Genomic DNA, 24,196 nt, shown 5'->3' on the forward strand with positions numbered 1-24,196 from the left:
TAAATTCAATATATTTGTATATTATTTTACAATCAATCTTTAAAAATAGTTTTAAAAGGATTGGCTAAATTAAGAAAAAACTTACTAAAGATTTTAGAAACTGAAATTCCCCGATAAGATATGTGCGTTTAAATCCGCTTTCGGGTCTTTACACATTACCCTTACATGTGCGTTTATCGCTGACGCTATCGGGTCGATCCGATCCGTAGATTTAGACTTGTCCAGCATAATATTTTCCTGGGCGTCCATCTTGGTTACTGCGTTTCCAATTGACCATTCTAGAACAGGGTTCTTGTCGTGTAGAACCTTCTTTTCCAAAACCATTTCTCTAAAATTCTTTGTTGGTTCTGATAGAGTACGCACCCCTTGCCTAATTTCAATCATGGTATAGCCTTCTGCCTCCATATCAGCAGCGAATTGCGTTGCATTGTATGGATCGTAACAAACTTCTTTGATTTTCCATTCCTTATCACGCTCCATGCGCTGAATATACGCCTTAATAAACGTGTAATCCACAACAGCACCAGGAGTGGCCGTCATCCATCCTTGCTGGATATATAGATCATAGGGGAATCTATCTGTTTTTCGTTTGACTGCCAACGTATCTTCCGGCATAAACGAATGATTTAAGATAGCAATGTGGTCATTTTTTAGATCAAATTCAAATGACACACTGGTTAAGTCAATTTTTTTAGACAGGTCAATACCAACGATACATTCGAATTGGGCAAGATTAGGCATTTCATCAACGCCACATTTGGCCCAAGCCTCCAGTGACATATACCCGTTTTCTTTCTGATCTACCCACCGATTCATATTTTTGGTTAAGTAGTTTCGCATCTTCTCTGGTACGTCTAAAGCTGCTTTAAGCTCGCCACGCAAATAAGCCATACCCTCTTCATATGAACATAGGATCGGATTGGCTTTTATCCAGACAGATTCATCTTTGATATCATCGTCCTTGTCAAGTTCGTTGACCATTACGAAATATTCCTCATTTTCTATGGATGAATAAGGATCAAGGAAGCTGGCATCATTGATGAGTATCACGCCCACCCTACTTCTGAAATTTATGACGTGCTTGTGTCGGGTATGGGCGCACGTAGTCAACCGTTAATGATGATTATTACAACAGCAGGATTCAACCTGCACCACCCTTGCTATAGTGTGGAATACTGAGTATATTCCGAATATTACGTTAAAACCGTCACCCGTTTTTCCTGCATCCTTTGATAGAGCAGCGATAAAAGATTCACTTTTGAGATGCTGTATTTTTCCGTAGGCTACTTTGAACTTACCATTTAGATCGGGGCAACCATCAATTTGCGTTCGTGATTCATTCCAGACAATTTTACTTTGCTCGGCTTTGGTAGCTCCGATGTAGACCTCTGACATGTTTTCACCGAAAGCAGAGGCTTCATAGCTTGCCACAGCTCCCAAAGATTGCGATTTAGCATTTTTCCTTCCTACCTGCCAATACGCTTTGCGAAAACGCCGTAGACCTGTATCCTTATGCACCCATCCATAAATGTTCCCAAAGACAAATACTTGGATTTCATGAGGGGTTATTCGTTTACCAGCAAGCTTTCCTTTCGTATGTCTGAATAAAGACATCCAATATAAAAAACGATGTGCTTTTTCCTCGTCAAAAATATAAGAAAAATGTTCCGTCCCCTCATTCTTGATATCATCCAGGAAACGGCTACACGCCCATTTGTGCTTCTCACAAGCAACTATCTCACCAGCTACGATATCAAGACTATAGTCAATTAGTGTTTAATCATAAATCACCAAACGCCTTTTCGACCTCGCTAGGCTCCTGCTTCTCCTGTTTCGGTATTACAAGTTTGCATCGAGAAGCAATAGTAAGGCCCAAGTCACTTGCTGCTGATCTACATTGTTTAAATAATTTATCCTGGTTAATCAATAAATCTGAATAAGCTGCGTTTGCTTCCTCCCATTCGTTCATGTCAATTACAGCCCCGTCACCATCATGAATTGCTTGTTTGCGCTGTACTGTCAATTCCGTTTGTAGCAAGGCATCTGTGACTTTTATATACATCTTTCGGGCATATAAAAAGCGAGCCAGTGCATCTAGATCAAGATTAGTCATGATGCCGATTTGCAACAGCTCGCTTGCAATCTTTTTAAATTCTTTTTTCAGGTCTTTCGGTAGGTAGTTAGGGGGCTTAACTTTGTCATTTGCCGCCTTTATTTCCTGGACTTTACGCTGTTCTATTTCAGCTTTTGTTAGGTTTTTCTTTCCCTTGTAGAGCAGCAAGTCAACTGGTTGCCTTGGTCTAGCCATTCCCTCACCCCTTTTTGTCTATTGAAAATAATGTATTAGACTGTGCAAACAAAGTGCTAGACTGGCATTTATTTATGGAAGAAACCGATCTCCGTTAGTTCAATCTAAGCTCCATTTTTCTACTCTTCGTTGTCATTCCGATTGATTCATAAAATAAAATTGCAGAAGCATTATTCTCCGATACCCCTAATTCAATACTATCAACCTTCAGACTTCCCCCGAAATCAATAACATATTGCATAAGTCTCTTTCCAACGCCCTTATTTCTGTACGTTTCGGAAACACACAAACTATTTACAAATAATATTTTTCTCGCATTCACAAATGAATTTTCAGTTATGTCTTCTTCCTTCGTCACAACTACTCCGATTATCTCTAAGCCTATGGTAGCCACGAAAATATGCTGTTTGACATCAATTAGCTGGCTTTCGAAGAATTCTTTCCCGACTGGAGCTGGGTTTTCTTTATACAAATCTGGTCTTTCAAAAACGTGTAGATCATGAACCTGCCTGAACAAGAGCAACAAAGATTCGTAGTCATCTTGATGAGCGTTTCGGATAGATATATCCATATTTCTCCCTCCCCAATCAGTTAACGTATTTTACCACGCTTACTCTTTAACCAAAATAGTTTTACTGAGCATTTCTGCCCGTTAGTTCAATAATTTACAATGAGTCTGACACTTTATTTTCTGTGTACACCTTTCATTTCTGAAAATCCATTTAGGGAAATTTTTTTATGGAAGACTGACACGCGGTCTAGCGTTAGCGCTGTGCAGGTTTTTGATACCCCCCTACCCCAATACCTTCATACAACTTTAAAAGCTCATCTTACCCCGTTTCTGTAGATCTGTGGACGTATGTGCTTGTCCCTCTGTAATTCAATCAATTAGAGATAGGACAAATAAAAGAAGCAATCCATCAAAAATTGCTTCTTTGTTTTCTAACCCTATTGTTCAAACTTTTATTTAGTTGAAAGTTCACTCTCTGTTACCCATTTATGATTTTTCACTGGTTCTCCACCAGTTGTAGGAGTGTAATCAACCATATACACGGTAGTATGTTCACCTGAATCAATTTTAGCAGTTGCACCTTTCATACCTGGCATGTGGTCTGCTTCTAAGGTAACTTCTGTCCCTGGTTTCAAAGTTTCAGTACCCGCATTTTTAATCTCTTCCTGAACAACCCATTTATGATTTTTTACTGGTTGTCCACCAGTTGTTGGAGTATACGAAACAGTATAGGCTGTCGTATCATAAGCACCTACAATCGTTGCTGTAGCACCTTTCATACCTGGTATGTGGTCTGCTTGGATAATTGCCTGACTTCCAACTGGATAAGTTGGATTCTTTGCTTCTTTTAAACCTTTAGGAACTTCACTCAAAATAGAATGGTTCATATCTGAATGGTTTATGTTTTCAATAGGCTGTGAAGTAGACTGTTGGCTTGTGTTATTTCCACATCCGCCTAAAGCAATAATTGTGGCGACACTAAGAATTATCAGTTGCTTTTTCACTGAGTACATACCCCTATTCCTTGAAATTATTTTCTTATCAAATAATTTACCCACTAAGGTATGTTTGCAAACAAAGGTACAGCAATATTTCCAAACTAATCTCCGTTTAGCTTAATGAGGCTCTTTGTCTAATACTTTATTTCTTCTAACAGATAGATTATCTCCAAGAGCCTCTATCTTCTATAGCAGTCTTCCGGTTATGACACTGCTCACATAATGGCTGCCAGTTGTTCCGATCCCAAAACAATGTCCTATCTCCCTTGTGTGGAACGATATGGTCAACTACTGTAGCACCATTGAGTAAACCTTTGTCAAAGCAATGTTTGCAGAGTGGATGCTTTCTTAAAAATCCTATTCTTGCTTTTCTCCACTTGGCATCGTAGCCACGTTGCGTAGATGATCCACGTTCCCTATCATACTGCTGGACTTGTTTCTTTTGATGCAAAGGGCAATAAGCTTCTCTTGTTAGTGTTGGGCATCTGGAATGCAGATAGGTCTTTAATGGTTTGCTAGGCATTGTTTCACCTTCCTTGTTTAGTAGAGAAAATATCTATCAAAATGACCTATATATATTTATTTCTTTTCTTTTGTGTACTTATTGCATACATCATACAGCGAAAACTAGAGTTACTGTTACAGAAATAAAGGTTATTGCTTACAGAAACCCATCTGGTTAAAATACCCATTTCCGCAAAATTAGTTATTGTAAACAAAAACCCCTATTAATGTTACATAAACTACAGTTCAAACAGAGTTATTGCGACATGATGTAAACATTAAGTACAAAAGAAAAAAGCACCACATTGGGTGCTTAATCTCAGCCAAACAATATCGCACTAAGCCATTTTTTATTACTGTATAATATTAAACACAGATAAATGGCAAATAGAAAAAATTGTCTTTTAAGTAAAAGAGCTAATGCATTAAGGCCAAGTAAGATTAACATAGCTATGTATGTCTTTCCAGTATCTTCGTCATCTAAATGGACAAACAAATAAATTGTAACAAAAATTGCAATAACTAATTGGATATAAAACCAAACTTTTTTAAACCGATCTGTTTTGCTAGGTGGCATTTTCTTATCTATGCTGACTCACCTCTGTCTCTGCAAACTTAACATATATAAAGTATTATTATAGCGGTTCAACTACAAAACCAAAAGTGAGATTTGTAGTAGTAATCAAAACCCCATTACCTTCATTTGCTTCTTCTATTTTATTAACAGTAGTTTGGAGAAACCAGGCTATTAAAGATGAAACAAAAGTAACTGATTTTGAATCAGGATAGTCCAAATTGACATTTATCATGGCTAATAACGTAGCAAATGCGACTCCTGCTTTATGTTGGCGTATCATATCTCTAGTAGCCCTATCATCTAGCCACATTCCATAACCCCACCAATATACTTTAATGTCTACGTTGCCTTTTAGAGAACGTTCTTTTGCCATTGCCATTACTTTATTACTTCTTTTTTTGTTCTCTTTTATGGTCGTGATACTTAGGTCTTTATTTACTACAATATTACCCTCTTTTACTTGTATGTTCAAATCATTCATATGATTCTGAATATCATCAACAAATTCTTCAGGGATTGATAATTCAGAATGGTACGATTGATCTAAAGAGATTGTTCCATCCTCTTTTCTAATAACATATTCTGCTAACATTTCGACATATTTATTTTGATTCTCTTCAATACTTTTTTTAGCGGTAGATGATTCAGCGGCAGTATTAGTTTTATCATAAGCTTCTGCTGGTACTGCTATAGATGTTAAAAGAGCTAACATCGAAAGTGAAAGTAAGACTTTTTTCATGGTTTTCATATCCTTTCAGACTATTTTTTACAATATAAGCATAACATTTAAAAAAAGGTAAATATATGTAAAAAATTCGACACCTTTTTCAATCAAACCAATATATTGTCGAATATTAATTTGAAAGCAATATAAAAAATAGCCACCCGCAGGTGACTAATGCACTTATTTCCCTATTACTCAGTCTTTTCTTCTATTGATTGCTCAATAACATAGTTAATTTTTAGCAATATACCAAGGCGCCAATAATACCAGATTAAGATTGCTAAAGCTAGTAACAAAGCAGAACCAAACATTTTAAAATAAGATAACATATTGTTTTCGAGAGCTTTTAATAAAACTTTGCCTACTTCGTTATTAATAAATTCATTAAATTCTTCTTTGGATTGTAGAGTTTTAGAAGCTATCAGGGAAATGATCCCTAAGAATGTAGCTTCCGTTGTGGACAGGCCCAAGGCAAGGAAAAAGGAAATGGAAGTCTGGGAAGTGGAAGAAGCCCACCTTTTTCTAAAATCATCTGAAAAGGATTCGTTATTACATCGCTTTTCTTTTAGCCCTAGCTTAGGTATGCGCCAAGGTGAAATTATTGGTTTGCGATGGAAGGACATAAATTTGGAGAATGGGGTTATATCAATAACCCAAACCTTAAGTCATGACGGAAAAGAGTTACAGATTGGAGCTAAAACTAATTCTGGAAATAGAACTATAGCTATTGATGCAGAAACAGTAAAAGAGATGAGGAAAGTTGAAAAAAGATACAAAGCTGAAAAATTAAAAGCTGATCCAGGTATGTATGAAGATAACGGGCTAGTTATTTGCACTATTGTAAAAAATCCGGTAACACCAAGAAATTTAATGAGGTCATTTTACCGCTTGATTGAACAAGCGCAGGTAAAAAATAAGATTTCATGATCTTCGACATTCACATGCCACCATGCTATTAAAAGCAAACGTTAATCCAAAGGCTGTTGTTGAACGTATGGGGTGGTCTGATATGAAGATGATAGACCGCTATGCTCACGTTTTGCCTAACATTCAAAAAGAGACTGCTGAAACTTTTGGTAAAGTATTCTTTGAAAATAAAGAAGCTAAATAGAAATTTCATTCGCGCCAAATTCGCACCAAAATTTCTTTTCGCACCAAAAAACATATGGACAATTCTATCTGTTAATAACAAAAACCCCTTGATTAACCAAGGGGTTTAACAATCTTATGTATGGTGATCCGGACTGGGTTCGAACCAGCGACCCCCACCCTGTCAACTATCCGATTTGGGTTCGGAGCCTTTCCGTTATGTCCTCCCGCCTGTCCATCCGCTACATATCAACGTTTGTCCATCCGCTCTCTTTCCGTTAATGAGTATTATACCGTACAGGAGCAGTAAACAGCAAATTTCTTGACCTACAGACTGGGTTGCAAATGTGCCCTCGGGTCTCTTCTATTTTAATCGGTAACGGACGCAATGTTCCCGAAATCAATCCACGTCCAATCCCCGTTTTCTTCCTCGATTCTAACTTGCTTCATAATCGTATCAAACGACTTGGCAACGCCCCTCACCGTCAGGAACTCGCCTCCATTCTTGGAGACTTCCCGCCAATACTTAACGGTTATCTCGAAGTTATAACGTTTACTTTCCGTCAACCTATAGTTAATCGCCATGATTTCGTCGTGATCGAGGTCAGGCTTCGGTAGTAACGATAGCTCTCTTCGATGCTTTAGATACCATTCGCGTTGCTCCGGCAATACCATACGCATGGAGCCGAATAGGTCGTTAATCTTTGTTCGCTTTTGCATAGTAAAACTCATCCTCCGTCCATAGCCAATCTATCAAGTCTAGGTTAGGTGATACGATGATGTCAACGATTTGATTGACGCGGATCGTATGAGAGTTCCAATCCGTTACTAGCTTGATTTGTTCACTATCATTAGCCGCGATCCAGCCCCACGACGTATGGGCTCCCGATTGATCCGACCAGATAGCCAATAGTGGCCTGTTGTTGTTGATGACATTTTGTACACCCTCTAAAAACAAATCCAGCAAAATGACCGCCACCTTCTATTTGAATAGAACATTTGTTCCTATTATATGCGAACAGAACGGGAACATGCAACAAAAAAAGTGCCCACCTACCAGCCGTTAGGCCAATAAGTGGGCTCGTTTCCCTATTTAAGTTTTCCTTCGCTATTGTCCGGTTTAACGTAACTATACGCACCTGCCGCAGTCAATCCGACCACGACCGTAGTCAATAGATTCGCCTTCAATGCGCCGTCCGGCAAGAACACGAACACGCCCGATAGCGCAATCGCTACCAACGGAGCAAACTTCGTCGGCACTCCGAATCCTTTCGCGATTCCAGTCAAAGCCGCCACGATTGCGGCCAGCGTCGCGATGTCATACGTAAGTTCCACGTTATGCACCCGCCTTTCTCGATACCCGATCCGCTAGTACGAAGACCAGCCACGGCATGTCCTCGATTACCTTCTGCGGCTCCTTTCGTAACCGCTCCTTCCATTCGGCCGCATCCGACAGTAGTTCCTGTGCCGCGAGATTATCTATCGACTTATCCGCGAGTTCTAGCTGCCATTCTTTTAACGCCAAATCCACCGCCTCCTCGATTTTCATTATAGGTACCGGGGCCACCGGCTTATCAAAACGGGTTAACTTATTCCCGTTTACAATCGACATAATTAACGTAACGTAATTCGGATCAGTCGCGTACCCGCCCCGTTTGACCGCCTCCGCAAACTCCCGTGGTGTCTTCGCTTTCCACACGCCCGCATTTACGTAGCGCGGTTTCTTCAGCAGAGCGAAATGGTCGTCGATGGCCTCGCCGTAATTGTTGTACGCTCGGAACCGTGCCTTTACTTGTACCTTCGTCTTGTTGCCGGAAGTGCCGAGTATCTTTACGAGGTCACCGCTGGCCCGCGCCTTCGCTACGTCCGCCGCCGAATAATACTCCGTGGTCAAGATCGTAACGCTACCGGCCGACCCCGTTCCTTTGATATTGCCGAGATTATACGACTCGCGCCCCGTCACCATATCGCGCGGTGTCCGCAAGTCCCATCCGACCTCTAGTATGAGTTGCGCGATAACACCGGACGGGCACGGGTAGCGCCCGACTACGTGCGGTGCTATCAACAAGATTAGCCGTTCTTGCTTCGTCATTTGTTCGACCTCATTTCGTTAGAAAATAAATAAGGATGGACCCGATAAAACTCGTTCCCATCCCGATGATTACGCCCCAGCTTCGGCGCGAATCCGATTTGATTTCTGCAATGTCACGCGCGTTTTCTTGGGCCAACGCTAGTGCTTCCCGTGCTTTGTCGTGTACTTGTTCGAGCTTTTCACGGTCACGCGATAAGTGGTCGACCTTTTCTTCCACGCGGACCATGCGCTCCCGTACGTCTTGTAAAATTGATACAGTGTCGTGTTCTCCCATGCGCACCCTCCTAGAATTTGATTCCGGTAATTTCTTCGTAATCGGCCGGTGTGATCTCTCCATACGGGTTGGCATCTGTTTGTACAGCAAGTCGTAGCAACTCGTCCGTAATCCAATTGTATCTATAAGCTAACGACCAGAAGTTCATTACTTACTCCCCCCTTTTAACTGGATGATTTCTAGTCTCAGATTCGCCAACTCTTCTCCCAACGACTTAATTAGTGCATTCTTTTGTGAAAGTTCAATCTTAGTCTTAGCGACTTCTTGGCCTAGTGTTACAATTGGCATTTTAGCGTTGTCCCGTTCCTGCTCCATTTCGCCCAAATCCATAGGTTTTATTAAAATCAATCGAATGCACCTCCGAATCCTCTTACAATTACAGGCTCAGTTGCAACTCCTTTAACAAAAACAAAGCGTACACTAACGCCCCATTTTTCTGCTGTTTTTTCCTTGTTAGTGAAAATGAAGCCTCGGTTGAATTTAACGTTATTAGTGGCATCTTCCCATGTCGGCAACTCGTCAAACGCATTGTTACACACCTCTACTTTATAATCTGCACCAGGAGGAACCGTCGCATCAATCGTTATAAGAATACGTTTAGCAGCAATAGTGGTATCAAAAGGTTTCTTTAGAGAGAACGCTATCTTGTCGGCTGATCGACGGAAAGTAAACGTCCTAGTCGATTTCAAGCCTTTACTGTCGGTTGCCTCGATCGTTAATGTGTGGGCTTCTGTTAAAGAGAGCCGTAGCCACATGTCCAGTGGGATAGTCAAAGTATTTTCCATTTTGTCAGTTCCAGCGAATGTGCGGATTGCCTTACCGTTGATTTTCTCAGTGATGGTAAACGTGTCACCCTCTGGCTCTGTTACCGTGTATTTCTTCATAGGGACAGAACTGAGTGTGCCAAGGTCTTCATTTTGACCGCTTATAACGGGTGGTCGGTTATGGACGACTCGGAATTTACGCGTAATCTCAGTTGATTTACCGCCTTGGTCATCTTCCGCCCAAACAGTTAGGGTGTAATCGACGTCTTGGGCTAGGTCAGATCCTGTTATATCGGTTGTACCGTCATAGAGACGCTTGGCTCGGAATGTTAAGGTTTTGGCAAATGAAATAGGCGTACTACCGTTGGATACCCCCGATTGCAACGCCCTTGCCGTTCCTTTATTTACTTGGTACTTTACTGTAACTACGTTATCCTTGTCGATGTCGGATGCGGTTCCTTGAATGCTTAACGTTGCATTTTCCGTAAGCATTTGGTTGTCGGTTGGTGATGAAAGGGTAAGTGTCGGATTAGAGTTATCAGAATACTCGATAGTTACCGCATACTGATAGTAATGGGTATAGCTTCGCGTGTCACTTCCTGGTTTTGTAACGGTACCGCGATAGTTTTGCCTATAACTATAGACCGCAGTTGAGGGTCTTGTAACCGTGCCGGAATACGTTGCTGTTGCTGTCATACTCCAATATTCGTCTGGATTTCGACCAGATCGTGTGCAAGCCCCAAAAGAAACGGAACCCGTGCGATATAGAGTTCCACTATACCCACCCTCGTTATATGAAATGGAGCTAGGCAACGATCTTTCCGCGCTTCTCTCCGCTTCTGGACAAGAGTTCATCATGCCACTTGATGCAGTATAGCTTTTCGATACAGATTTACTATCCCCAGTAGAGCCACTTACAAGTGTTTGTGTGGGGCTACCGTCTTTATTTAATGTCCCACTGAATCCCCCACTATTATAGGAAATACTGCTCGGAAAGGAATTAGATGAGCTTGTCTGCGAAGTAGTTACCTCTTTACTCTGAGAGGGTGTGTAGGAACCTCCTGTTTGAATCCACCGTGTGTAGGAACCGCCACCGAGTGTAAATGTTACAGTGTTACCGTTCACTCTATATGAAACTGTCCCCGTATTAACTACTACAGACTTAACGCTATTCAATCCCGGTATGGTTAAAGTGTGCGTTTGTGAACTGTATGGTAGTTCATCAAATTGTTTTTCAAGTTTTTTTATAACGGCCACTATACCACCAGCCTTTTGTTAGTCTCGTCATACCAGCCCTCGGTTAAAATCACATCATTTAGAGTTACAAAATTTTCGAAGAACACATTGCCTGTGAAGTTGTTAAACAATGCGTCCTTAACTGTCTGCACCTCGATCTGTAAGGCAGCAATCGCTACCGTATGCTGTTCCAGAAGCTTGTGCGCATCAGCTATTCCTTTTTCCCATCTGTTGACGTCATTTTCAGTAATATCATCTTCGAACTTCCAGTCTAACCGAACGTCATACGACATCAACGCACCCCCTCTCGAATAACAAAATTGAACCGAAATTCCAAACGCTGTCCTTCGCTAACCGGAACGTCCGCCTGCCTCTCCGCAATCAGACCGCCCGCTTCATCGTACAGTCTTAATGAAGAAACTCGCGTAATCCCTTTGACTGATTCCGTACGGACGGTCACCGCCGCCCCATTCCGGCTAATGTTCCGAATAGGTACCGTTTGATTATTAAGAACGATAGATGTCGCGCGTGTAGCGATGTCCTCCGCAATGCGTTCGAGATATCTTACGTCCATCTATAACGTCACCTCCCGCTGCTCCTTACCGATCGTATCCCCGACACGCAGTTCGCCGATCGTCCGATATCGCCGTAGAATTACCGTTACCGTATCGACTACTTCGATTACTTCCCGTGGCATGGGCGCTAGTACCACATCGACATGAGCCGGTGCCATTTCACGGAGGGCAACGTAAGCATCGCATAGATTCGGTGGGATATCGCCGCCAATTACGATAATGACCGTATACTTACGGGGTTCCTCCTCAGCCGTGGCGTCGGGGAAGAACGCATCGGCAATGGATTCGAGTACGGCTAATGTAACCGTCCCCGTACCGCGTAGCTTAGACTTGATAACGGAGCGTCGCTGCTCGATCGGTTTAGATAGATCGGTGGGCACTCCGACAACGGCTTCCCATCGTGCTAGACCCCACGTTGCCGTATCTACGAAGAACTGGTCGGCTAAGTCCCGAATCCCCTCGTGCAATAACGCAAACTCTTCTGATTCTCGGTCAATTATGTTCTTTATGTGCCGCGACTCTCCGTAATGGATCGTTGGCAATGAATCGAGCATTCGGCGCTTAATTACGTCATTCACTGAGTGTCACCGTCCCTAGTACCGCGATTGAATCGGTGCCTATCGCTATATTCTCCTCCGCACCATTAACGGTCAGATCGGCATAATCAAGTACCGAAGCCGAGCCTCCGATCACGCCGGCAACCCGTGTAAAACGTACAACTGAGTCAACTAGCGCGAGCTTACCGAGATAATCCGTCAGTGCTTTCGTCACTTCTTCGCGGGCCTCTTCGATGGTATGGCCGTTCACTAACGTTATCTTTGCGGCTACATTGATCGGTATTTCGGCTACACCAACGACCGTCACTTCCGCACATGCAGGTCTCTCCTTTTCGATGTAAGTCGCTACCTTGTCGATAAGCTCTTGGGAGGGCGCCCGCTTCCGATCATCAAGTAAGACGACTTTTACCGTTCCCGGCCCGTCCCACACCTCGTATACTCGCGCATCAGAGATACCAACGACATCAAGCGCCCATTTCCGGTAATGATGACGATTGCCTGACGTAATAGGCTTTCGGACGCGATCAAGGTACCGTTCTAACAGGGCGTCGTCTGATTCTTCGTCAATACCGCCCTCGAATGGCAGCTCGTTGGTGACGCCGGTTATCCCTGTGATATTACCTTGCGTTAGCTTGATTTCGCCAGCACCCACGTTGCCCGATTTACCGCCTTCAACGGCTTTCGCTGCTAACGTAATAGTCCCGTTTAAAATGACGCCAGACTCCGTGACTTCAAAGTAAATCGGCTCTTCACCATCCGTAGAAACTTCGGTACCTACGGGGATTTCCGTATTCTCATGCCCGTAAATAGTAACGGTACCAATAGCCTTTTCCGAGGGCTTTCGGTAGACACCTAATTCAGCACATCTACGCGTCAGCCACTCGTTGTAAGACGACATGGTACCGTCAGTATTTATCGCGAATCCTTTATCGAGTACCGCGTCCAGCTCCAGCCATAACGCCTCTAACTCGGGTGCCACGGGAGCCGTCGCATCATACAAGATCGCACCAGGTCGCTTGTCTACGTCCGGCCGAGACCTTTCGAGTATCCGTTCAAGGATTTCCTCACGCGTTTGTTGTTCGTACACCGTCACACCTCCTCTACGACATCTAACGTTAGCCCGTCCGTCGTATCAACGTAAAAAGAGACGGTCAATTTGTCCGCCTCTCGTTCTATCTCAAAGTCGTATACATCGTCTATTCGATCGTCGTAGATCAATGCCTCAGTTATGACACGGGGTATCTCCGACCGCAAAAGCTCTATCGGTAAATCTTCCCCGATTAAGTCTATGAGTTCACAACCGTACTCGCCGTCGTAGTAAATCGGAAACCGAAACCGCGCAGTCATAATAACCTTGCTGATAAATTGACGGATGGCCGCCTCGCCGTCGATCATGCCGTCAATATCGCCGGTATTGAAGTCCAGCGAATAAGTTAGCGTTGGCTGGACTTCTGGCTCCGATTGGATCACTCGATCCTCTAGTCGTTGTAACGGACTAAGCGCCATTATAGATCACCACCCGATCTTGAATGATATACGTTTGGCCCTCGTCAATAGACTGGATGATGACGCGATCGCCCGCTTTCAATTCGTCGGTAAACTCGATCTCGCCCTCGATAACCAACTCCGTGATATCGTGCACGTGGGGCGTATAGCCTGCTCTCGTCATAACCTCGCGCACTGTCTCACTGGTTAAGGTAACCTTCCGTTTATGCCGCGTCAGATGCTCCGCAACAATCAAGTCTTCCGCTAACAGCTCAAGTTTTTCATCGTTATCGACTGTAACTCGTATAGCTGGCGGAGGAGCAACGACAGTGCCAAGCTCGATATCCACGTCCTTGTTGTATCCGATCTGTTGAATGAGCTGTCGAAACTGACTCGGACCTCCGCCTTCCAGCCGACTAGGCTCTTGGAGTCTTTTTGAGGATTTCGTCGACAATAGATTTCCGCCCCTTTCGTTTCTTTCTTTTCTTCTTCGGCTTGTCTTCCGGTGGTGGATCGTATTTCAACGTTGGAAGATCGTCCGTCGCGCTCAACGTAAGTGACATCGTATGTTTGCCGCTCTCAAATGTGTGACTATCGGTTGAAACGCAGTAACCTCCGATGATCTCCGTCATTGATTCTTGTACATAGACGCCTACCCCCGCGTACACGGTGTCAATCCCTAGCGCATTGACGGTCGCCTCGTCGTGTATGGTTCCGAGGTCTTTTAGGAGCTGTTTCGCTAACTGCTCGATTTGGGATCGGGTTTTATCCGAGTCAGCACTTTCGAGGTGCTGCATGATGCCGAACCGTTTTATGAGTGCGTCGTTTTTGACTACGGCCACCAACGGCTTTTTCTTGTTATCCCCGCCGGTCACCTTGACCTGTGTTCGTAGTTCTTCGATCGACTGCGAGTATGACGCGTCCAGTATATTAACGCCGTTTTCGAGTACCCACCGAACAGGCTGTTCTTTCCGCGATAACAGATTAAACTTGCCTTCCTTCGAGCAAATAAAAAAGCGCCGTCCGGTCTGCTTCTGCGTAACCGTTAGCGCTGTTATCATCATGTCCCATATGGATTTATTCCGGAGCACAAGCTTTGGTATTACGTATCCTGTATCGTCAATTTTACCGACTGCAATTCCGAACTGTTTGCATAGTTTCTGCGCAATGGCACTCGCCTTCATTCCACGGAATATCTGCGTATCCTGATTCTTCGCAAGATAGATATTATCATCGTATGCCGTAACGCTCATGATCCCGCGATCATTGATATTATGCTTGAACGTCAGACCCCGGAATAGTTCACGTCCATTACTGTAGAGACGTAACTCCTTGCCGAGTTCTACGGGGACAGCTTTTTTACGGCCGTCCACCGTGTTTACGAAAGATATTTCTAGGGTACGGGCTGGCTGCGTAATATCGCCGGACCATGTAGCACTTTGAACAACCATAGGCGCGCCGTCATAATGCACTTCCCACGTCATACTAACACCAACTTCTGACCCGGCTTTATTTTGTTGGGATCGGAACCAACAACGGCTTTGTTCTTGGCGTAGATGTCCCGTGTTTTAAGTCCGTATCTAGCCGCGATCACAGATAGGCAATCGCCTTTCTTTACGACATATGGCTTCGGAATCTCTTTCTTACCGCCTCTTGCGGCCGCCTTTTTCACTTTTGCCGTCGTTGCTGTACCGTTGCCTTTCTTCGCGCCCATGTCAACTTGACGGATGCTTGTGAACTTGTACTCTTTGAGGTCAAGATCGTAGTAGATATCACCGGGCGCCCCGTGTTTTTCGGGCACGATATCGAACCTGCGTATGGTGACCGCATAGTTTATCGGGGTTCCCGTAATCGTCAGGCGGCACGGCTTCCGGGAGTCGCGCCACCTCTCTAGCATCTCTCTAGCTGACCACGGATCGGGAAAGCCTTCGTACTCGCAATAGGACGGGTGGTAGTCGCGAGGAAAGAACGATGAAAACGAAAAGTCTCGCAACTTAGGATCACCGATAACGGTAAATTCACCTAAGTGCGAGACCTCAACGTCCTGATAGCCGAAATCGCTCGATATTTTAATAGACTCCGGATTAACCGGAAGTTGCAGGCGTTCCGCCCCGTTATTGTAAGAGAGCCAGAATTGAATACCGTTTGTAATCGTCATCACCTCGTTTACATAGAAAAAGACCCCTTAAAAGGGGTCTTTCTTTTTGTCGAATTATATTTCTTTATGTCAAATACATAAATATGCTATCATCAAATATAGCAACAAGAAATCCACCATTAATACGCCTCGACGAAAGGAGGTGATAATGATGAGCGAATACGAGTCTTTAAGTATAGCTATCCAACTAGCTGTACTTATCGTAATGATCACTAAGTAGTATATCTACTGTGTCATTTAACCATTTCAGGATTTGCATTGTCACAAGCTGAACCTTCCTTAAGAAAGGTCATAAGTGGGCCAACACTTATGGCTTTTTTCTTTACTCTACTTTGTAGAATAAATGACTACTAGCAATAATTTATCATCAGTAATGACTTCTTGTCAATTATTTTTTACAAAAAATTACGATGAAAATGTAACTACTCCTAATTATAGCCTAAACGTAGTGTTCCAAAACCATAAGGATAACTATCCTTCCCATAAATCCCGTCACCTCTGTTTACACCTGTTCGCTGATTTTACGTACCATAATCGACATGATCTTGTCTGCCGCTGTCTCTAAGTTTCCGTTGTAACCCTGTATGATAATGTCTCCAAACGAGATGTTTTTCACGCCGTTAGAGTCCTTGCCGTCGATCGTAAGGTTTCGTCGTCTATCGGATGGAGTGTTAGAAGCCTCTTCCTTGCTGGCTCGGTTTTCCTCTGCGGTCATTACCCTTTCGCCTTTATGCAAACGAGCTTGGTAGCCATCGAATGGTACGTAATCAAGGCCGCTGTAGTGAGAGCCGTCGTCCCCGACACCGATGTTACGACGTTCGCGGAAATCTCTCATCTTCTCTTGTTGAAGCGAGTAATCCATTTCGACTTCGGTTATTTTCGGGATATTGAGCGCGAACTCTTGACCACCCATCAAGTCAGGCATTTTAAAGTTGAAGGCTTGGTTCATCGCGTCAATTAACGTATTTAACTTCCCGATTACCCAGTTCACTCCGGTCGCAAACGTGTTTTTGATAGTAACCCACATGGAATGGCCTGCTTCTTTCACGGTCTCCCAATTCTTAACCAGTAGATACCCCGCCCCGACTAACGTACCTATACCGACAACTAATAGTCCTATCGGGTTAGCATTAGCCGCGGTATTAAACGCCCATTGTGCGGCTGTTGCCGTTAACATTACGGCTTTATAGGTAGCCCATGCCGTAGTAGCTCCGACAACCAATGGTCCCACAATTTCAAGTACGTCTTTAGTCGTTTTCCCCCATTTTTCCGCCTCTTTACTTCCGAGCCACTTGTTGAAGACGGAGGCCGCATTCGCTCCCTTTTCCGCGAGGTCCTTTAAGGTAGGGAGTAACGGAGTGAACACTTCTATCTTTAATCCTTCCAGTGCGGATTCCAATTGCACAAGCGAACCGTTAAAGTTATCGAGTTGTACTTTCGATACCCTCCCGGCTGTTCCCCCGCTGTTCTCTAATTCCTTCGTAAATTTTCGTAGCTTATCGGGGCCCGCATCCATCAACGCTAGAAATCCGCTACCAGCTTCCATACCCGCGATTATGCCAGAAAGCGCCGTTTTCTGTTCGCTGGTCATGCCTTTCATTGCGTTCTGGAGGTCTTCGAGGATCGTGGCAAGCGATTTCATCTTGCCTCCGCTATCAAACAGTTTAACGCCGAGCTTATCGAACGCTTCTGCGGCCTCTTTCGGAGGCTTCGCAAAACGGGCGAATAGTCCCCGTAACGTAGTACCCGCTTGTTCCGCTTGGATACCCGCATTACCGAGGATACCCGCCGCGGCCGCCGTTTCTTCTAACGACACACCGAGCGCTTTCGCCCAAGGAGCCGCGTACTTCATCGTGTAACCGAGCATTTGAAGGTCAACGTTAGCTGACGTAAACGCCTTCGTAAGCACGTCGGCCACACGTCCTGTATCTCCTGCCGCGATACCAAAACCGGAGAGGATATTCGAGACGATATCGGCGGTTGTTCCGAGGTCTGTTTGGCCCGCCGCGGCCGCATCGAGAAGTCCGGGCATGGCCGCTATGATTTCGTTAGTTTTATAGCCTGCCATCGCGAGGAACTGCATACCTTCGGCGGCTTGACTTGCGCTGAATACCGTAGAGGCGCCGAGCTCTTTGGCTTTCGTGGTTAGTTTCGCAAGGTCTCCGGCGCTAGCGCTGGAAAGGGCCGCAACACGGGACATTGAGCTTTCGAAGTCTGCCGCCGTTTTGATCCCGTCAAAGGCCGTACCGACAGCGACTACTGCGCCCGCCACCATCTTAAGCTTGCCGAGAAGATTCGGAAGTCCCCCCGAGAAATTATTCACCGATTGCGTGGCGGCATTTTGGGCATTACGATAGGAGCCGGTAGATGCGGCAACCTTTTTCACCGATAAGTTCGTCCGCTCGAGTTCCGAAGACACTCGGCGGAGGGTCGGGGTCATCACGTCCACAATCCGTAATCGGCCGACTAGATCAAACGCCATGATTAGCCGCCCCCTTCCTTATTCAACGCCGCAATCTCGTCTTCGACGACCACCTCTGTGGAGGCGTACATAAAGATGCGCTCACCTCTTGGCGCGTTATAAATGTAGGCCGGCGGGAGGCCTTGTCGTTGGAATATCGTGTGTATAACGAAAGCCTCGCCTCCCGCGCGTATTAGTTTTTTACTTGGTCAACCGCTGTTCCAATGTCATACCCAGATAAGTCTAAAATCTCAGAGACAAGCTTAATCCTTTCGCCCGGAAGTAACGTCTTTTCAACAACTTTTACAGGGTCTTGTGTCTCATATTTCGCGAGTAAATCCGGATGTGACCAGTCTGGTTCAATCGTTGCTTTTTGTATCATTATTAGTGCTTTCTTAGTCTGATCGACCGTCTTCCCAAACGTCGCTCTTTCTTGGCTATCTTCGATTTCTTGATCATCAAGAGCACGGATACGGAATGTCCCAAATCGTTTCAGTGGCACTTCTTTTTCGGGTTTTTTATCAGCATCAAGCAGGGCTTTTAATAGATCGTCTGTCATGTAATCATCCTCCTAATTTTTACTCCTCCTCAATGAAATCTAGGAACTCGTAATCTTCAAAAACAAAAGGCCACTCCGTCTCGACGGGTGACCCATGCTCAAATTTCATTACATCAATTTTGGTAAACTGGACGCCCTTTGCGAGTACTCGCTCGGCACCGTATGCCTCGGGATCATCGAGTTTCATAACGAGCTGGCAAACGAAGGCCCCGGCACGGTCGTCCATGATCTGTCCTATCTTACGAGCAAATGCGGACGATATCTTGTATCCGCGAATAGAACCGGTACACTCGATACTCATCGGCTTGTTCCCGGCTTTGCGGCTACCGGATCGCTTAATCTTCTCATATTGAATCTCAACGGATAACTCACCCGCATTGAAATTCGCCAGCCACACGCCGTCCATCCAGATTTCGCCGAACGAACCACTTAGGACGCGGTTGGATTCTAGTAAATTTTTCGCCATCTATACTTACCTCCCTATACGTGGATTCGTAGGAAGATGCGTTCCATACTATCGGTCTCTGTATAAGCGATGTACAAATATACCGCGTCTCCCTTCGATTCAAATTCGGGGTCTAACGTTACAACGGGGTCTTCGAGGACATTCGCTTTACCTAATCGTTCTAGGTACGCTTTGATCGCCGCAATTAAGGCTGCCTGCCCGTCTCGATTGTTATCGATTTTCCCGATGTAGTCGCTCGCGGCCGTTTTCACGATATCCGTATTAATCGCTTGTCGTCCGCGAATCTTACGTATCTTGGCACCACTCGTTAATTGTCCTTTTTCAACGATCACGTAATCACCGTTGTGTACGAGGACAAGCGAACCCGCTTCGAGTGCTTCGTCGATCTGTGCGTTCGTAAGACGTTTGTTAACGTCGTCTAACGGTAGCCTTGCGTACGTAATCGACTTATTGATCGGTGTACCTGCGATTAAGCCGGCAATGTACGTCGCGTACTCACAAGACGGGTACTCCTTGCCGTTGACTACGCCGCCGACAATCAGGTTAGCTACGTAGCTATCCGCTATCTTCTTACTGCGCGCGTTCCCTACTTTCGGATCAGCATCATCTGCCGCCGTACCGCCTGTGACGTATACGAAATGCTTGCCTTCCGCACGATTGCGTTTTACCCACGTTACTGTCGCGTCAATCTCAGCCGAATCCACAGCTCCGTCGTATGCAAACACGTTAAATGCTCGTGTATCAAAGGAATCGCGCATCTCAATAAATGCCTCTGCCGTTTGCTCCTTCGGCATGGTGTAAACGAGCACTTGCCTTGCTCCGCCTTGCAAAACGAAACGAATGGACTGAATATTGGTGACGCCGAACAAGTCAACCGCTTGCTTTTCGGTCTCAATCGTGTAGAACGTCTTTTCTGTCGCTTTTGCTCCGTACTTCATAAGTGGAATTGCAACAATACCACGAGCACCGCCTCGAATCTGTGATGCCGCGGCTTCCACGTACATCAAATAGAGCCCGGGACGGGTCGGCTCATTAAGTGGGTCCCATTCCATCGCGTTACCTCCTTTTATCGGGCTTCAAATCGCCCGTATACGTGCATAATCTTGTCGTACTGTTCTTGCGTTCTTGCCTCGCGTACCTCCGTTGATAACACGCCTAATCGTGCGTAGAGGCCGCCCTCCGTCTTGAATGTCGTTGAAAAAGAAAAAGACCCGATACGGATATACCGCTTCGAGTCTTTCATTGGGATTAATGTAGTTCCATCGTTTGCTTTACGTTCGATTACGTCCATTTTTGCTAGGACATCCTGCGCATCAACACCGTATACCACGATCTGATAGTCGCGATCAATCCGGTAGTGATAACGCGTCTCGGACTCAGAATCGGAGGACAGGAGCCGGACGACTACGTTATTTTTCGCAGGCTTGTCAGGTACCTCGTATTTCAACGCGATCGAAGGTAAAACCGCCTTTATAAACTCGCCCACTGATTCCTGTTCAACAAGTGCGGACATCGTACCACCTCCGTTAGAAACCTAGTCTCTGGACTTCCGCTTTTACTCCGTCTTCAATGTCTTTTAGCCACTTCTGCTTATGTTCGTCGGCCGGAGCATCTATAAACTTCGCAACAGTGCCGGGAGTTGTCGGATTCTTGATGTCGCCTTTTACCTCGTGAATGTAGTAAGCGTAATTAAAATTCGGCCACTTGGGTGTGTTTTCTATTGCAACGGCCGAAATCTCACCGCTTACCTCACCGTTTTTCTGCCGGACCTCCGTACTAATGCCGCGCCGTAGCGTGCCTTTGTCTAAAGGAGCAACGTCTACTGACTCCGCTTTCCATTCATCCATTGCATCGTGCATACCACGTTTGGTCGCGGCGAATACGACATCAGGCGTTCGCTGAATCGCGTCCTTAAATGCCCGCATGTCAAGTTCGAATTCCATAGTTACAGTGACACCTCCGTTAAGATAGGCTTGCCGCCAATATCGCGCTTAATCTCAATAGCTAACGGGCTATACTGGCGTACTCTGCCGAGCTCGTCGGTGAACTCGATCCGGTCTTGGTCAGTGATAGGCGCAAGCTTGTCACAAAGCACCTGCGCAGAGGACACGACTTCCTGTGACGTAACGCCGTGTACACCGCCTTGATTCGTTTGTGCCCGGACAAGCTTCGTCTTCTCTTGTATCCGGCAACGTAACGAAAAAGGATCGCCGTATACCGGTCGATCCCATTCGTCTGTCTTCGGATTGCCCTCGTCGTCTAGCAACGCAGGGTAAACCGTTATTTTGTTTCGCATTGGCACCAAAGGCATTTATAACACGCTCCATCCTACGCCGCGATTCCCGAGCTTCACGTCATTTTCCGCCCCGATTAGTTCACGACTTATTGGCGGTATCAGATCGACTAGCTCTCTCGGTTTGTCGCGGAATGTAAAGGATGCTACACCGGATAACGAAAACGCACTGACGCCGTTATGGGCTTGCCGTAACGTGTCGTTAAACTCTCGGGCCAATACTGCCGCGAACTCATATACAGCCGCATCCGGTACTGTATATTTCGGGTATGCAGACGCTAGTGTACGTGACGCGACGTTAATTATCCGTTGTTTTCTCGCTTCGTCACAGTCCGTCCAGTCCTCGATATCAATAACATTTACGTCAATATAATCGTCTGCGGCTTCGATTGATAACGTCATAGGGAAACACCTCCGGTTTTATTCGGAGGCTTTGCCACGTCCCTTTTTGGCGGGCTGTGCGGCGGGTTCCTCCGTATGAGTTACGTCATCTGTACGTTTGACCCATTCGGGGGCCAACGCGTCTAACATAGCAATTTCGTCTTCTTTTTCGGTTGAATACGTACCGAAGAAGTTAAACTTGACGCGGACATCGCCACTATCAACTTCATAGAACGGGGATGCTTTATAATCAGCCATTTGTTACCTCCTTACGATACCGATGTGGAGATATTTTCGAGAATTGCAATCTTCTCTTTTGCGTTCTTTACCTTAACGCCGTACTCACCACGAATTTGGCGAGCTACAAAGTCAGCTCCTGGTACACCCGCATCTACATCGTACAGCGCACGACCTTGCAACGGATGCATCGACAAGATAGTTCGATCGAAAAGAGCTACCTTATTTTTCGGGAAGTTCGGATCAACGATAATAGTCGCTTCACCGCCACCTACGATGTCGGAGACGAAAGTAGAGATTCGGTGACCAGTAGTGGTATCTTGACGCTCAGTGCGAATTGTATTAGATGCTAGCTTCGAAATTTGACGTGCGCCCGCAGTGTTCGTAAGGATCGTGTTAACGTTACCGCCGCGCAAATAAACTTCCTCCATCAAATCGTTGATGACCTTAGCGTCGATCTCCTTACCGCTTAAGTTCTTTTTAGCAGCGCCCTTCTTATCCGCGTAATACAATAGACCACCGCTCATGCTCGGTGTGCCCTTGTTACCCATAATTTTACGACCGTAGATTAGAGTATCGTTCATCTCGCGGGACATCTCTTGCAAGCGTAACTCAACTTGGTAGTTTAATTCGTCGGTGACGTTGTGGGTACGAACTGCCATTTGCGTATTGGAGACGGATGCATATCGTTCATAGATTTGCGTGTAGTTATCATCAACGTAGCGATCGTGACCCTCGTCTTGACCTACGCCAGCCCCTTGCAATTGCGGTCGAGCTACGATTCGAAGTTCTGCTCCAGCTTTTAGAGCCCCCGCCGTAGTTCCGTCAAATCCACGAATTACAGTAACCTCATCGCCGGCAACAGCAGTTACTTTCATGTATTCTTCGCCAGCTACCACGATTGCGTTAATGCGGAATTTCTCACCGTCGCTATCGTTTACGACCAATTGGGTATCTGTAGCCGTAACATCTGCCTTTACGTTGGCGCGGTTCGAGTTGAGGTTATCTGACATCCACTCAAATTTCGTCTGCGTTAGTGGCTCGCCATTTAGACCTACCAAACCTAGTAGAGTAGGTGAGTCATTGATAATTAGATCAATACCTGCTGATAGTTCACGTACTTGGTCTTTAAAATCATAAGTAAATAGCATTAATGGGATTCCTCCTTGTTTTTGGGTATTAAAAAAACCACCGCTAATAGACCGGTGGTGTAGTTACTTACGTAATTGACTTAGCTTATTGGACAGTTCTAAGACTTTACCAAAGTCTTTTTTCTTCTTTGCTTCCTCTAGTTGTGCTTCGAGTGTTTTAGCTCCCGTTTCATGACCGTACCCAGATGGTCCGCCAATCGTACTAGGCTCCTTTTTGGTCTGCGCGATAAGAAACGGTTTAGTCTCAACTAATGACTGTATTACGCTGTCCATCCCTACCACATTGCCAGACTCATCGAACGTTACTTTAGCTAAATCAGTTGACGCGAGAATGTAGGCATCGTCGATATGAGCAATATTCGCGCTAGCTGCCGCAGTAATAAAAACGTTACGAATTTTCTCCTGTCGGTACTTTGCTTCCATCTCAGCAACACTCTGCTCTAGTGTCTGTTTTGCTGCGGCTTCCTTCTCGTAATCTGTTTTCCATCGCTCGATCTCGGTCATCTCAGATCGCTGTTTCTCTTCTTGTTCTCGTTCGTATTCCGCGAGCTTCGTTTTCAACTCATCATAATCGGCATACTTTTCCGATTTCTTACGTTCACGTGCGATTCGATCCGCAACAATCTTATCTAGTTCTTCCTGCGTAAAAGTTTTTGGTGTTTCTACGGGATCATCGGTTGGTGGCGTTTGATCCTCTGTGGCGTCCTCCGCAAAGGTTTGCAAATTCATCGGAAATAAAAGTTTAAGCGTGTCAGTCATTCGTTACCTCCCGCTTAAAGCCCGTCGGCTATATAGT

General features: G+C 45.2%; 34 protein-coding genes and 1 pseudogene. 1 reads left to right on the plus strand and 34 read right to left on the minus strand.

Going from position 1 to position 24,196, the window contains the following annotated elements; all coding sequences use genetic code 11:
* Positions 1-93 precede the first annotated feature (93 nt).
* The 7 genes from GOP56_RS10935 to GOP56_RS10970 form a co-directional block, all read right to left on the minus strand.
* A complete protein-coding gene (locus GOP56_RS10935) occupies positions 94-1,050 on the minus strand; it encodes a terminase TerL endonuclease subunit (protein WP_163245592.1) in 957 nt (318 codons plus the stop codon).
* Positions 1,051-1,113: 63 nt separating this feature from the next.
* Positions 1,114-1,518, minus strand: a complete 405-nt coding sequence (locus GOP56_RS10945; protein ID WP_163245593.1) for a terminase large subunit domain-containing protein — start codon at positions 1,516-1,518, stop codon at positions 1,114-1,116.
* A 262-nt stretch (positions 1,519-1,780) separates the two neighbouring features.
* Positions 1,781-2,308 (minus strand): phage terminase small subunit P27 family, encoded by a 528-nt coding sequence (locus GOP56_RS10950; RefSeq protein ID WP_163245594.1) that lies wholly within the window; start codon positions 2,306-2,308, stop codon positions 1,781-1,783.
* Between the two features lie 94 nt (positions 2,309-2,402).
* The gene (locus GOP56_RS10955) at positions 2,403-2,879 is read right to left on the minus strand and encodes a GNAT family N-acetyltransferase (RefSeq protein WP_163245595.1); all 477 of its coding nucleotides are present in this window, start codon (positions 2,877-2,879) and stop codon (positions 2,403-2,405) included.
* A gap of 392 nt (positions 2,880-3,271) precedes the next feature.
* Entirely contained in the window at positions 3,272-3,823 is a 552-nt protein-coding gene (locus GOP56_RS10960) for a YdhK family protein (protein ID WP_163245596.1), read from the minus strand.
* Positions 3,824-3,980: 157 nt separating this feature from the next.
* Positions 3,981-4,340 carry an HNH endonuclease signature motif containing protein gene (locus GOP56_RS10965; protein ID WP_163245597.1) on the minus strand — a complete coding sequence of 120 codons (360 nt, stop codon included), beginning with the start codon at positions 4,338-4,340 and terminating at the stop codon, positions 3,981-3,983.
* Between the two features lie 616 nt (positions 4,341-4,956).
* The gene (locus GOP56_RS10970; RefSeq protein WP_163245598.1) at positions 4,957-5,637 is read right to left on the minus strand and encodes a hypothetical protein; all 681 of its coding nucleotides are present in this window, start codon (positions 5,635-5,637) and stop codon (positions 4,957-4,959) included.
* A gap of 567 nt (positions 5,638-6,204) precedes the next feature.
* Here GOP56_RS10970 and GOP56_RS10975 point away from each other — a divergent pair.
* Positions 6,205-6,604: pseudogene (locus tag GOP56_RS10975) on the plus strand (site-specific integrase); the annotation flags it as partial.
* A gap of 476 nt (positions 6,605-7,080) precedes the next feature.
* Here the strand turns inward: GOP56_RS10975 and GOP56_RS10985 are convergent.
* From GOP56_RS10985 to GOP56_RS11115, 27 genes are all read right to left on the minus strand, one after another.
* Complete coding sequence (locus GOP56_RS10985; protein ID WP_163245601.1) at positions 7,081-7,431, minus strand: YolD-like family protein; 351 nt, start codon at positions 7,429-7,431, stop codon at positions 7,081-7,083.
* On the minus strand, positions 7,409-7,678 hold the full coding sequence (locus GOP56_RS10990) for a hypothetical protein (RefSeq protein ID WP_216842787.1): 270 nt from the start codon (positions 7,676-7,678) through the stop codon (positions 7,409-7,411). The genes GOP56_RS10985 and GOP56_RS10990 overlap by 23 nt, the downstream gene beginning before the upstream one ends.
* A 122-nt stretch (positions 7,679-7,800) precedes the next feature.
* On the minus strand, positions 7,801-8,046 hold the full coding sequence (locus tag GOP56_RS10995) for a hypothetical protein (protein WP_163245602.1): 246 nt from the start codon (positions 8,044-8,046) through the stop codon (positions 7,801-7,803).
* Between the two features lies 1 nt (position 8,047).
* Positions 8,048-8,803: a glycoside hydrolase family 73 protein gene (locus tag GOP56_RS11000; protein WP_163245603.1), complete on the minus strand. Its 756-nt coding sequence runs from the start codon at positions 8,801-8,803 to the stop codon at positions 8,048-8,050.
* Positions 8,804-8,813: 10 nt separating this feature from the next.
* Positions 8,814-9,077, minus strand: coding sequence for a hemolysin XhlA family protein (locus GOP56_RS11005; RefSeq protein WP_003341744.1), 264 nt, complete (start codon positions 9,075-9,077; stop codon positions 8,814-8,816).
* Positions 9,078-9,087: 10 nt separating this feature from the next.
* Positions 9,088-9,225, minus strand: coding sequence for an XkdX family protein (locus GOP56_RS11010; protein WP_163245604.1), 138 nt, complete (start codon positions 9,223-9,225; stop codon positions 9,088-9,090).
* The gene (locus GOP56_RS11015; RefSeq protein WP_163245605.1) at positions 9,225-9,425 is read right to left on the minus strand and encodes an XkdW family protein; all 201 of its coding nucleotides are present in this window, start codon (positions 9,423-9,425) and stop codon (positions 9,225-9,227) included. The genes GOP56_RS11010 and GOP56_RS11015 overlap by 1 nt, the downstream gene beginning before the upstream one ends.
* On the minus strand, positions 9,422-10,966 hold the full coding sequence (locus GOP56_RS23590) for an Ig-like domain-containing protein (protein WP_216842805.1): 1,545 nt from the start codon (positions 10,964-10,966) through the stop codon (positions 9,422-9,424). Before GOP56_RS23590 ends, GOP56_RS11015 begins: the two co-directional genes overlap by 4 nt.
* Positions 10,967-11,097: 131 nt before the next feature.
* Positions 11,098-11,370: a hypothetical protein gene (locus GOP56_RS11025; protein ID WP_163245606.1), complete on the minus strand. Its 273-nt coding sequence runs from the start codon at positions 11,368-11,370 to the stop codon at positions 11,098-11,100.
* The gene (locus GOP56_RS23930) at positions 11,370-11,537 is read right to left on the minus strand and encodes a hypothetical protein (RefSeq protein WP_254068385.1); all 168 of its coding nucleotides are present in this window, start codon (positions 11,535-11,537) and stop codon (positions 11,370-11,372) included. The genes GOP56_RS11025 and GOP56_RS23930 overlap by 1 nt, the downstream gene beginning before the upstream one ends.
* A 114-nt stretch (positions 11,538-11,651) precedes the next feature.
* A complete protein-coding gene (locus GOP56_RS11035; protein WP_163245608.1) occupies positions 11,652-12,230 on the minus strand; it encodes a putative phage tail protein in 579 nt (192 codons plus the stop codon).
* On the minus strand, positions 12,223-13,296 hold the full coding sequence (locus GOP56_RS11040; RefSeq protein ID WP_163245609.1) for a baseplate J/gp47 family protein: 1,074 nt from the start codon (positions 13,294-13,296) through the stop codon (positions 12,223-12,225). The genes GOP56_RS11035 and GOP56_RS11040 overlap by 8 nt, the downstream gene beginning before the upstream one ends.
* A 2-nt stretch (positions 13,297-13,298) precedes the next feature.
* Positions 13,299-13,715, minus strand: coding sequence for a DUF2634 domain-containing protein (locus tag GOP56_RS11045; RefSeq protein WP_163245610.1), 417 nt, complete (start codon positions 13,713-13,715; stop codon positions 13,299-13,301).
* Positions 13,705-14,148: a DUF2577 domain-containing protein gene (locus tag GOP56_RS11050; protein WP_163245611.1), complete on the minus strand. Its 444-nt coding sequence runs from the start codon at positions 14,146-14,148 to the stop codon at positions 13,705-13,707. The genes GOP56_RS11045 and GOP56_RS11050 overlap by 11 nt, the downstream gene beginning before the upstream one ends.
* A complete protein-coding gene (locus tag GOP56_RS11055; protein WP_163245612.1) occupies positions 14,111-15,178 on the minus strand; it encodes an XkdQ/YqbQ family protein in 1,068 nt (355 codons plus the stop codon). Before GOP56_RS11055 ends, GOP56_RS11050 begins: the two co-directional genes overlap by 38 nt.
* Positions 15,175-15,852 (minus strand): LysM peptidoglycan-binding domain-containing protein, encoded by a 678-nt coding sequence (locus GOP56_RS11060; protein ID WP_254068387.1) that lies wholly within the window; start codon positions 15,850-15,852, stop codon positions 15,175-15,177. The genes GOP56_RS11055 and GOP56_RS11060 overlap by 4 nt, the downstream gene beginning before the upstream one ends.
* 502 nt (positions 15,853-16,354) lie before the next feature.
* The gene (locus tag GOP56_RS11065; protein ID WP_254068389.1) at positions 16,355-18,334 is read right to left on the minus strand and encodes a phage tail tape measure protein; all 1,980 of its coding nucleotides are present in this window, start codon (positions 18,332-18,334) and stop codon (positions 16,355-16,357) included.
* A 172-nt stretch (positions 18,335-18,506) separates the two neighbouring features.
* Positions 18,507-18,872 (minus strand): phage tail assembly chaperone, encoded by a 366-nt coding sequence (locus tag GOP56_RS11070; protein ID WP_163245613.1) that lies wholly within the window; start codon positions 18,870-18,872, stop codon positions 18,507-18,509.
* Between the two features lie 19 nt (positions 18,873-18,891).
* The gene (locus GOP56_RS11075; protein ID WP_163245614.1) at positions 18,892-19,338 is read right to left on the minus strand and encodes a phage tail tube protein; all 447 of its coding nucleotides are present in this window, start codon (positions 19,336-19,338) and stop codon (positions 18,892-18,894) included.
* 14 nt (positions 19,339-19,352) lie between these two features.
* Positions 19,353-20,390 carry a phage tail sheath subtilisin-like domain-containing protein gene (locus GOP56_RS11080; protein ID WP_163245615.1) on the minus strand — a complete coding sequence of 346 codons (1,038 nt, stop codon included), beginning with the start codon at positions 20,388-20,390 and terminating at the stop codon, positions 19,353-19,355.
* Positions 20,391-20,404: 14 nt separating this feature from the next.
* Positions 20,405-20,851: a hypothetical protein gene (locus GOP56_RS11085; protein ID WP_163245616.1), complete on the minus strand. Its 447-nt coding sequence runs from the start codon at positions 20,849-20,851 to the stop codon at positions 20,405-20,407.
* 13 nt (positions 20,852-20,864) lie between these two features.
* Positions 20,865-21,281, minus strand: a complete 417-nt coding sequence (locus tag GOP56_RS11090; RefSeq protein WP_163245617.1) for an HK97 gp10 family phage protein — start codon at positions 21,279-21,281, stop codon at positions 20,865-20,867.
* Between the two features lie 2 nt (positions 21,282-21,283).
* Entirely contained in the window at positions 21,284-21,649 is a 366-nt protein-coding gene (locus GOP56_RS11095) for a hypothetical protein (RefSeq protein ID WP_163245618.1), read from the minus strand.
* On the minus strand, positions 21,650-22,033 hold the full coding sequence (locus GOP56_RS11100) for a hypothetical protein (protein WP_163245619.1): 384 nt from the start codon (positions 22,031-22,033) through the stop codon (positions 21,650-21,652).
* An 18-nt stretch (positions 22,034-22,051) separates the two neighbouring features.
* Positions 22,052-22,270 (minus strand): hypothetical protein, encoded by a 219-nt coding sequence (locus GOP56_RS11105; protein WP_163245620.1) that lies wholly within the window; start codon positions 22,268-22,270, stop codon positions 22,052-22,054.
* An 11-nt stretch (positions 22,271-22,281) separates the two neighbouring features.
* The gene (locus tag GOP56_RS11110; RefSeq protein ID WP_163245621.1) at positions 22,282-23,400 is read right to left on the minus strand and encodes an SU10 major capsid protein; all 1,119 of its coding nucleotides are present in this window, start codon (positions 23,398-23,400) and stop codon (positions 22,282-22,284) included.
* 63 nt (positions 23,401-23,463) lie between these two features.
* Positions 23,464-24,159, minus strand: coding sequence for a phage scaffolding protein (locus GOP56_RS11115; RefSeq protein WP_163245622.1), 696 nt, complete (start codon positions 24,157-24,159; stop codon positions 23,464-23,466).
* Positions 24,160-24,196 lie beyond the last annotated feature (37 nt).

The sequence above is a fragment of the Brevibacillus sp. 7WMA2 genome, from assembly GCF_010748895.1.
GTDB lineage: Bacteria > Bacillota > Bacilli > Brevibacillales > Brevibacillaceae > Brevibacillus_B > Brevibacillus_B halotolerans.

What these genes read in the sequence shown, in the direction of transcription:
- GOP56_RS10950 (WP_163245594.1), bottom strand. Translation starts at nt 2,308, where the DNA reads ATGGCTAGACCAAGGCAACCAGTTGACTTGCTGCTCTACAAGGGAAAG.
- GOP56_RS10955 (WP_163245595.1), bottom strand. Translation starts at nt 2,879, where the DNA reads ATGGATATATCTATCCGAAACGCTCATCAAGATGACTACGAATCTTTG.
- GOP56_RS10965 (WP_163245597.1), bottom strand. Translation starts at nt 4,340, where the DNA reads ATGCCTAGCAAACCATTAAAGACCTATCTGCATTCCAGATGCCCAACA.
- GOP56_RS10970 (WP_163245598.1), bottom strand. Translation starts at nt 5,637, where the DNA reads ATGAAAAAAGTCTTACTTTCACTTTCGATGTTAGCTCTTTTAACATCT.
- GOP56_RS10985 (WP_163245601.1), bottom strand. Translation starts at nt 7,431, where the DNA reads ATGCAAAAGCGAACAAAGATTAACGACCTATTCGGCTCCATGCGTATG.
- GOP56_RS11000 (WP_163245603.1), bottom strand. Translation starts at nt 8,803, where the DNA reads ATGACGAAGCAAGAACGGCTAATCTTGTTGATAGCACCGCACGTAGTC.
- GOP56_RS11005 (WP_003341744.1), bottom strand. Translation starts at nt 9,077, where the DNA reads ATGGGAGAACACGACACTGTATCAATTTTACAAGACGTACGGGAGCGC.
- GOP56_RS11010 (WP_163245604.1), bottom strand. Translation starts at nt 9,225, where the DNA reads ATGAACTTCTGGTCGTTAGCTTATAGATACAATTGGATTACGGACGAG.
- GOP56_RS11025 (WP_163245606.1), bottom strand. Translation starts at nt 11,370, where the DNA reads ATGTCGTATGACGTTCGGTTAGACTGGAAGTTCGAAGATGATATTACT.
- GOP56_RS11045 (WP_163245610.1), bottom strand. Translation starts at nt 13,715, where the DNA reads ATGGCGCTTAGTCCGTTACAACGACTAGAGGATCGAGTGATCCAATCG.
- GOP56_RS11055 (WP_163245612.1), bottom strand. Translation starts at nt 15,178, where the DNA reads ATGACGTGGGAAGTGCATTATGACGGCGCGCCTATGGTTGTTCAAAGT.
- GOP56_RS11060 (WP_254068387.1), bottom strand. Translation starts at nt 15,852, where the DNA reads ATGACGATTACAAACGGTATTCAATTCTGGCTCTCTTACAATAACGGG.
- GOP56_RS11065 (WP_254068389.1), bottom strand. Translation starts at nt 18,334, where the DNA reads ATGGCGTTTGATCTAGTCGGCCGATTACGGATTGTGGACGTGATGACC.
- GOP56_RS11070 (WP_163245613.1), bottom strand. Translation starts at nt 18,872, where the DNA reads ATGACAGACGATCTATTAAAAGCCCTGCTTGATGCTGATAAAAAACCC.
- GOP56_RS11075 (WP_163245614.1), bottom strand. Translation starts at nt 19,338, where the DNA reads ATGGCGAAAAATTTACTAGAATCCAACCGCGTCCTAAGTGGTTCGTTC.
- GOP56_RS11080 (WP_163245615.1), bottom strand. Translation starts at nt 20,390, where the DNA reads ATGGAATGGGACCCACTTAATGAGCCGACCCGTCCCGGGCTCTATTTG.
- GOP56_RS11085 (WP_163245616.1), bottom strand. Translation starts at nt 20,851, where the DNA reads ATGTCCGCACTTGTTGAACAGGAATCAGTGGGCGAGTTTATAAAGGCG.
- GOP56_RS11090 (WP_163245617.1), bottom strand. Translation starts at nt 21,281, where the DNA reads ATGGAATTCGAACTTGACATGCGGGCATTTAAGGACGCGATTCAGCGA.
- GOP56_RS11095 (WP_163245618.1), bottom strand. Translation starts at nt 21,649, where the DNA reads ATGCCTTTGGTGCCAATGCGAAACAAAATAACGGTTTACCCTGCGTTG.
- GOP56_RS11100 (WP_163245619.1), bottom strand. Translation starts at nt 22,033, where the DNA reads ATGACGTTATCAATCGAAGCCGCAGACGATTATATTGACGTAAATGTT.
- GOP56_RS11105 (WP_163245620.1), bottom strand. Translation starts at nt 22,270, where the DNA reads ATGGCTGATTATAAAGCATCCCCGTTCTATGAAGTTGATAGTGGCGAT.
- GOP56_RS11110 (WP_163245621.1), bottom strand. Translation starts at nt 23,400, where the DNA reads ATGCTATTTACTTATGATTTTAAAGACCAAGTACGTGAACTATCAGCA.
- GOP56_RS11115 (WP_163245622.1), bottom strand. Translation starts at nt 24,159, where the DNA reads ATGACTGACACGCTTAAACTTTTATTTCCGATGAATTTGCAAACCTTT.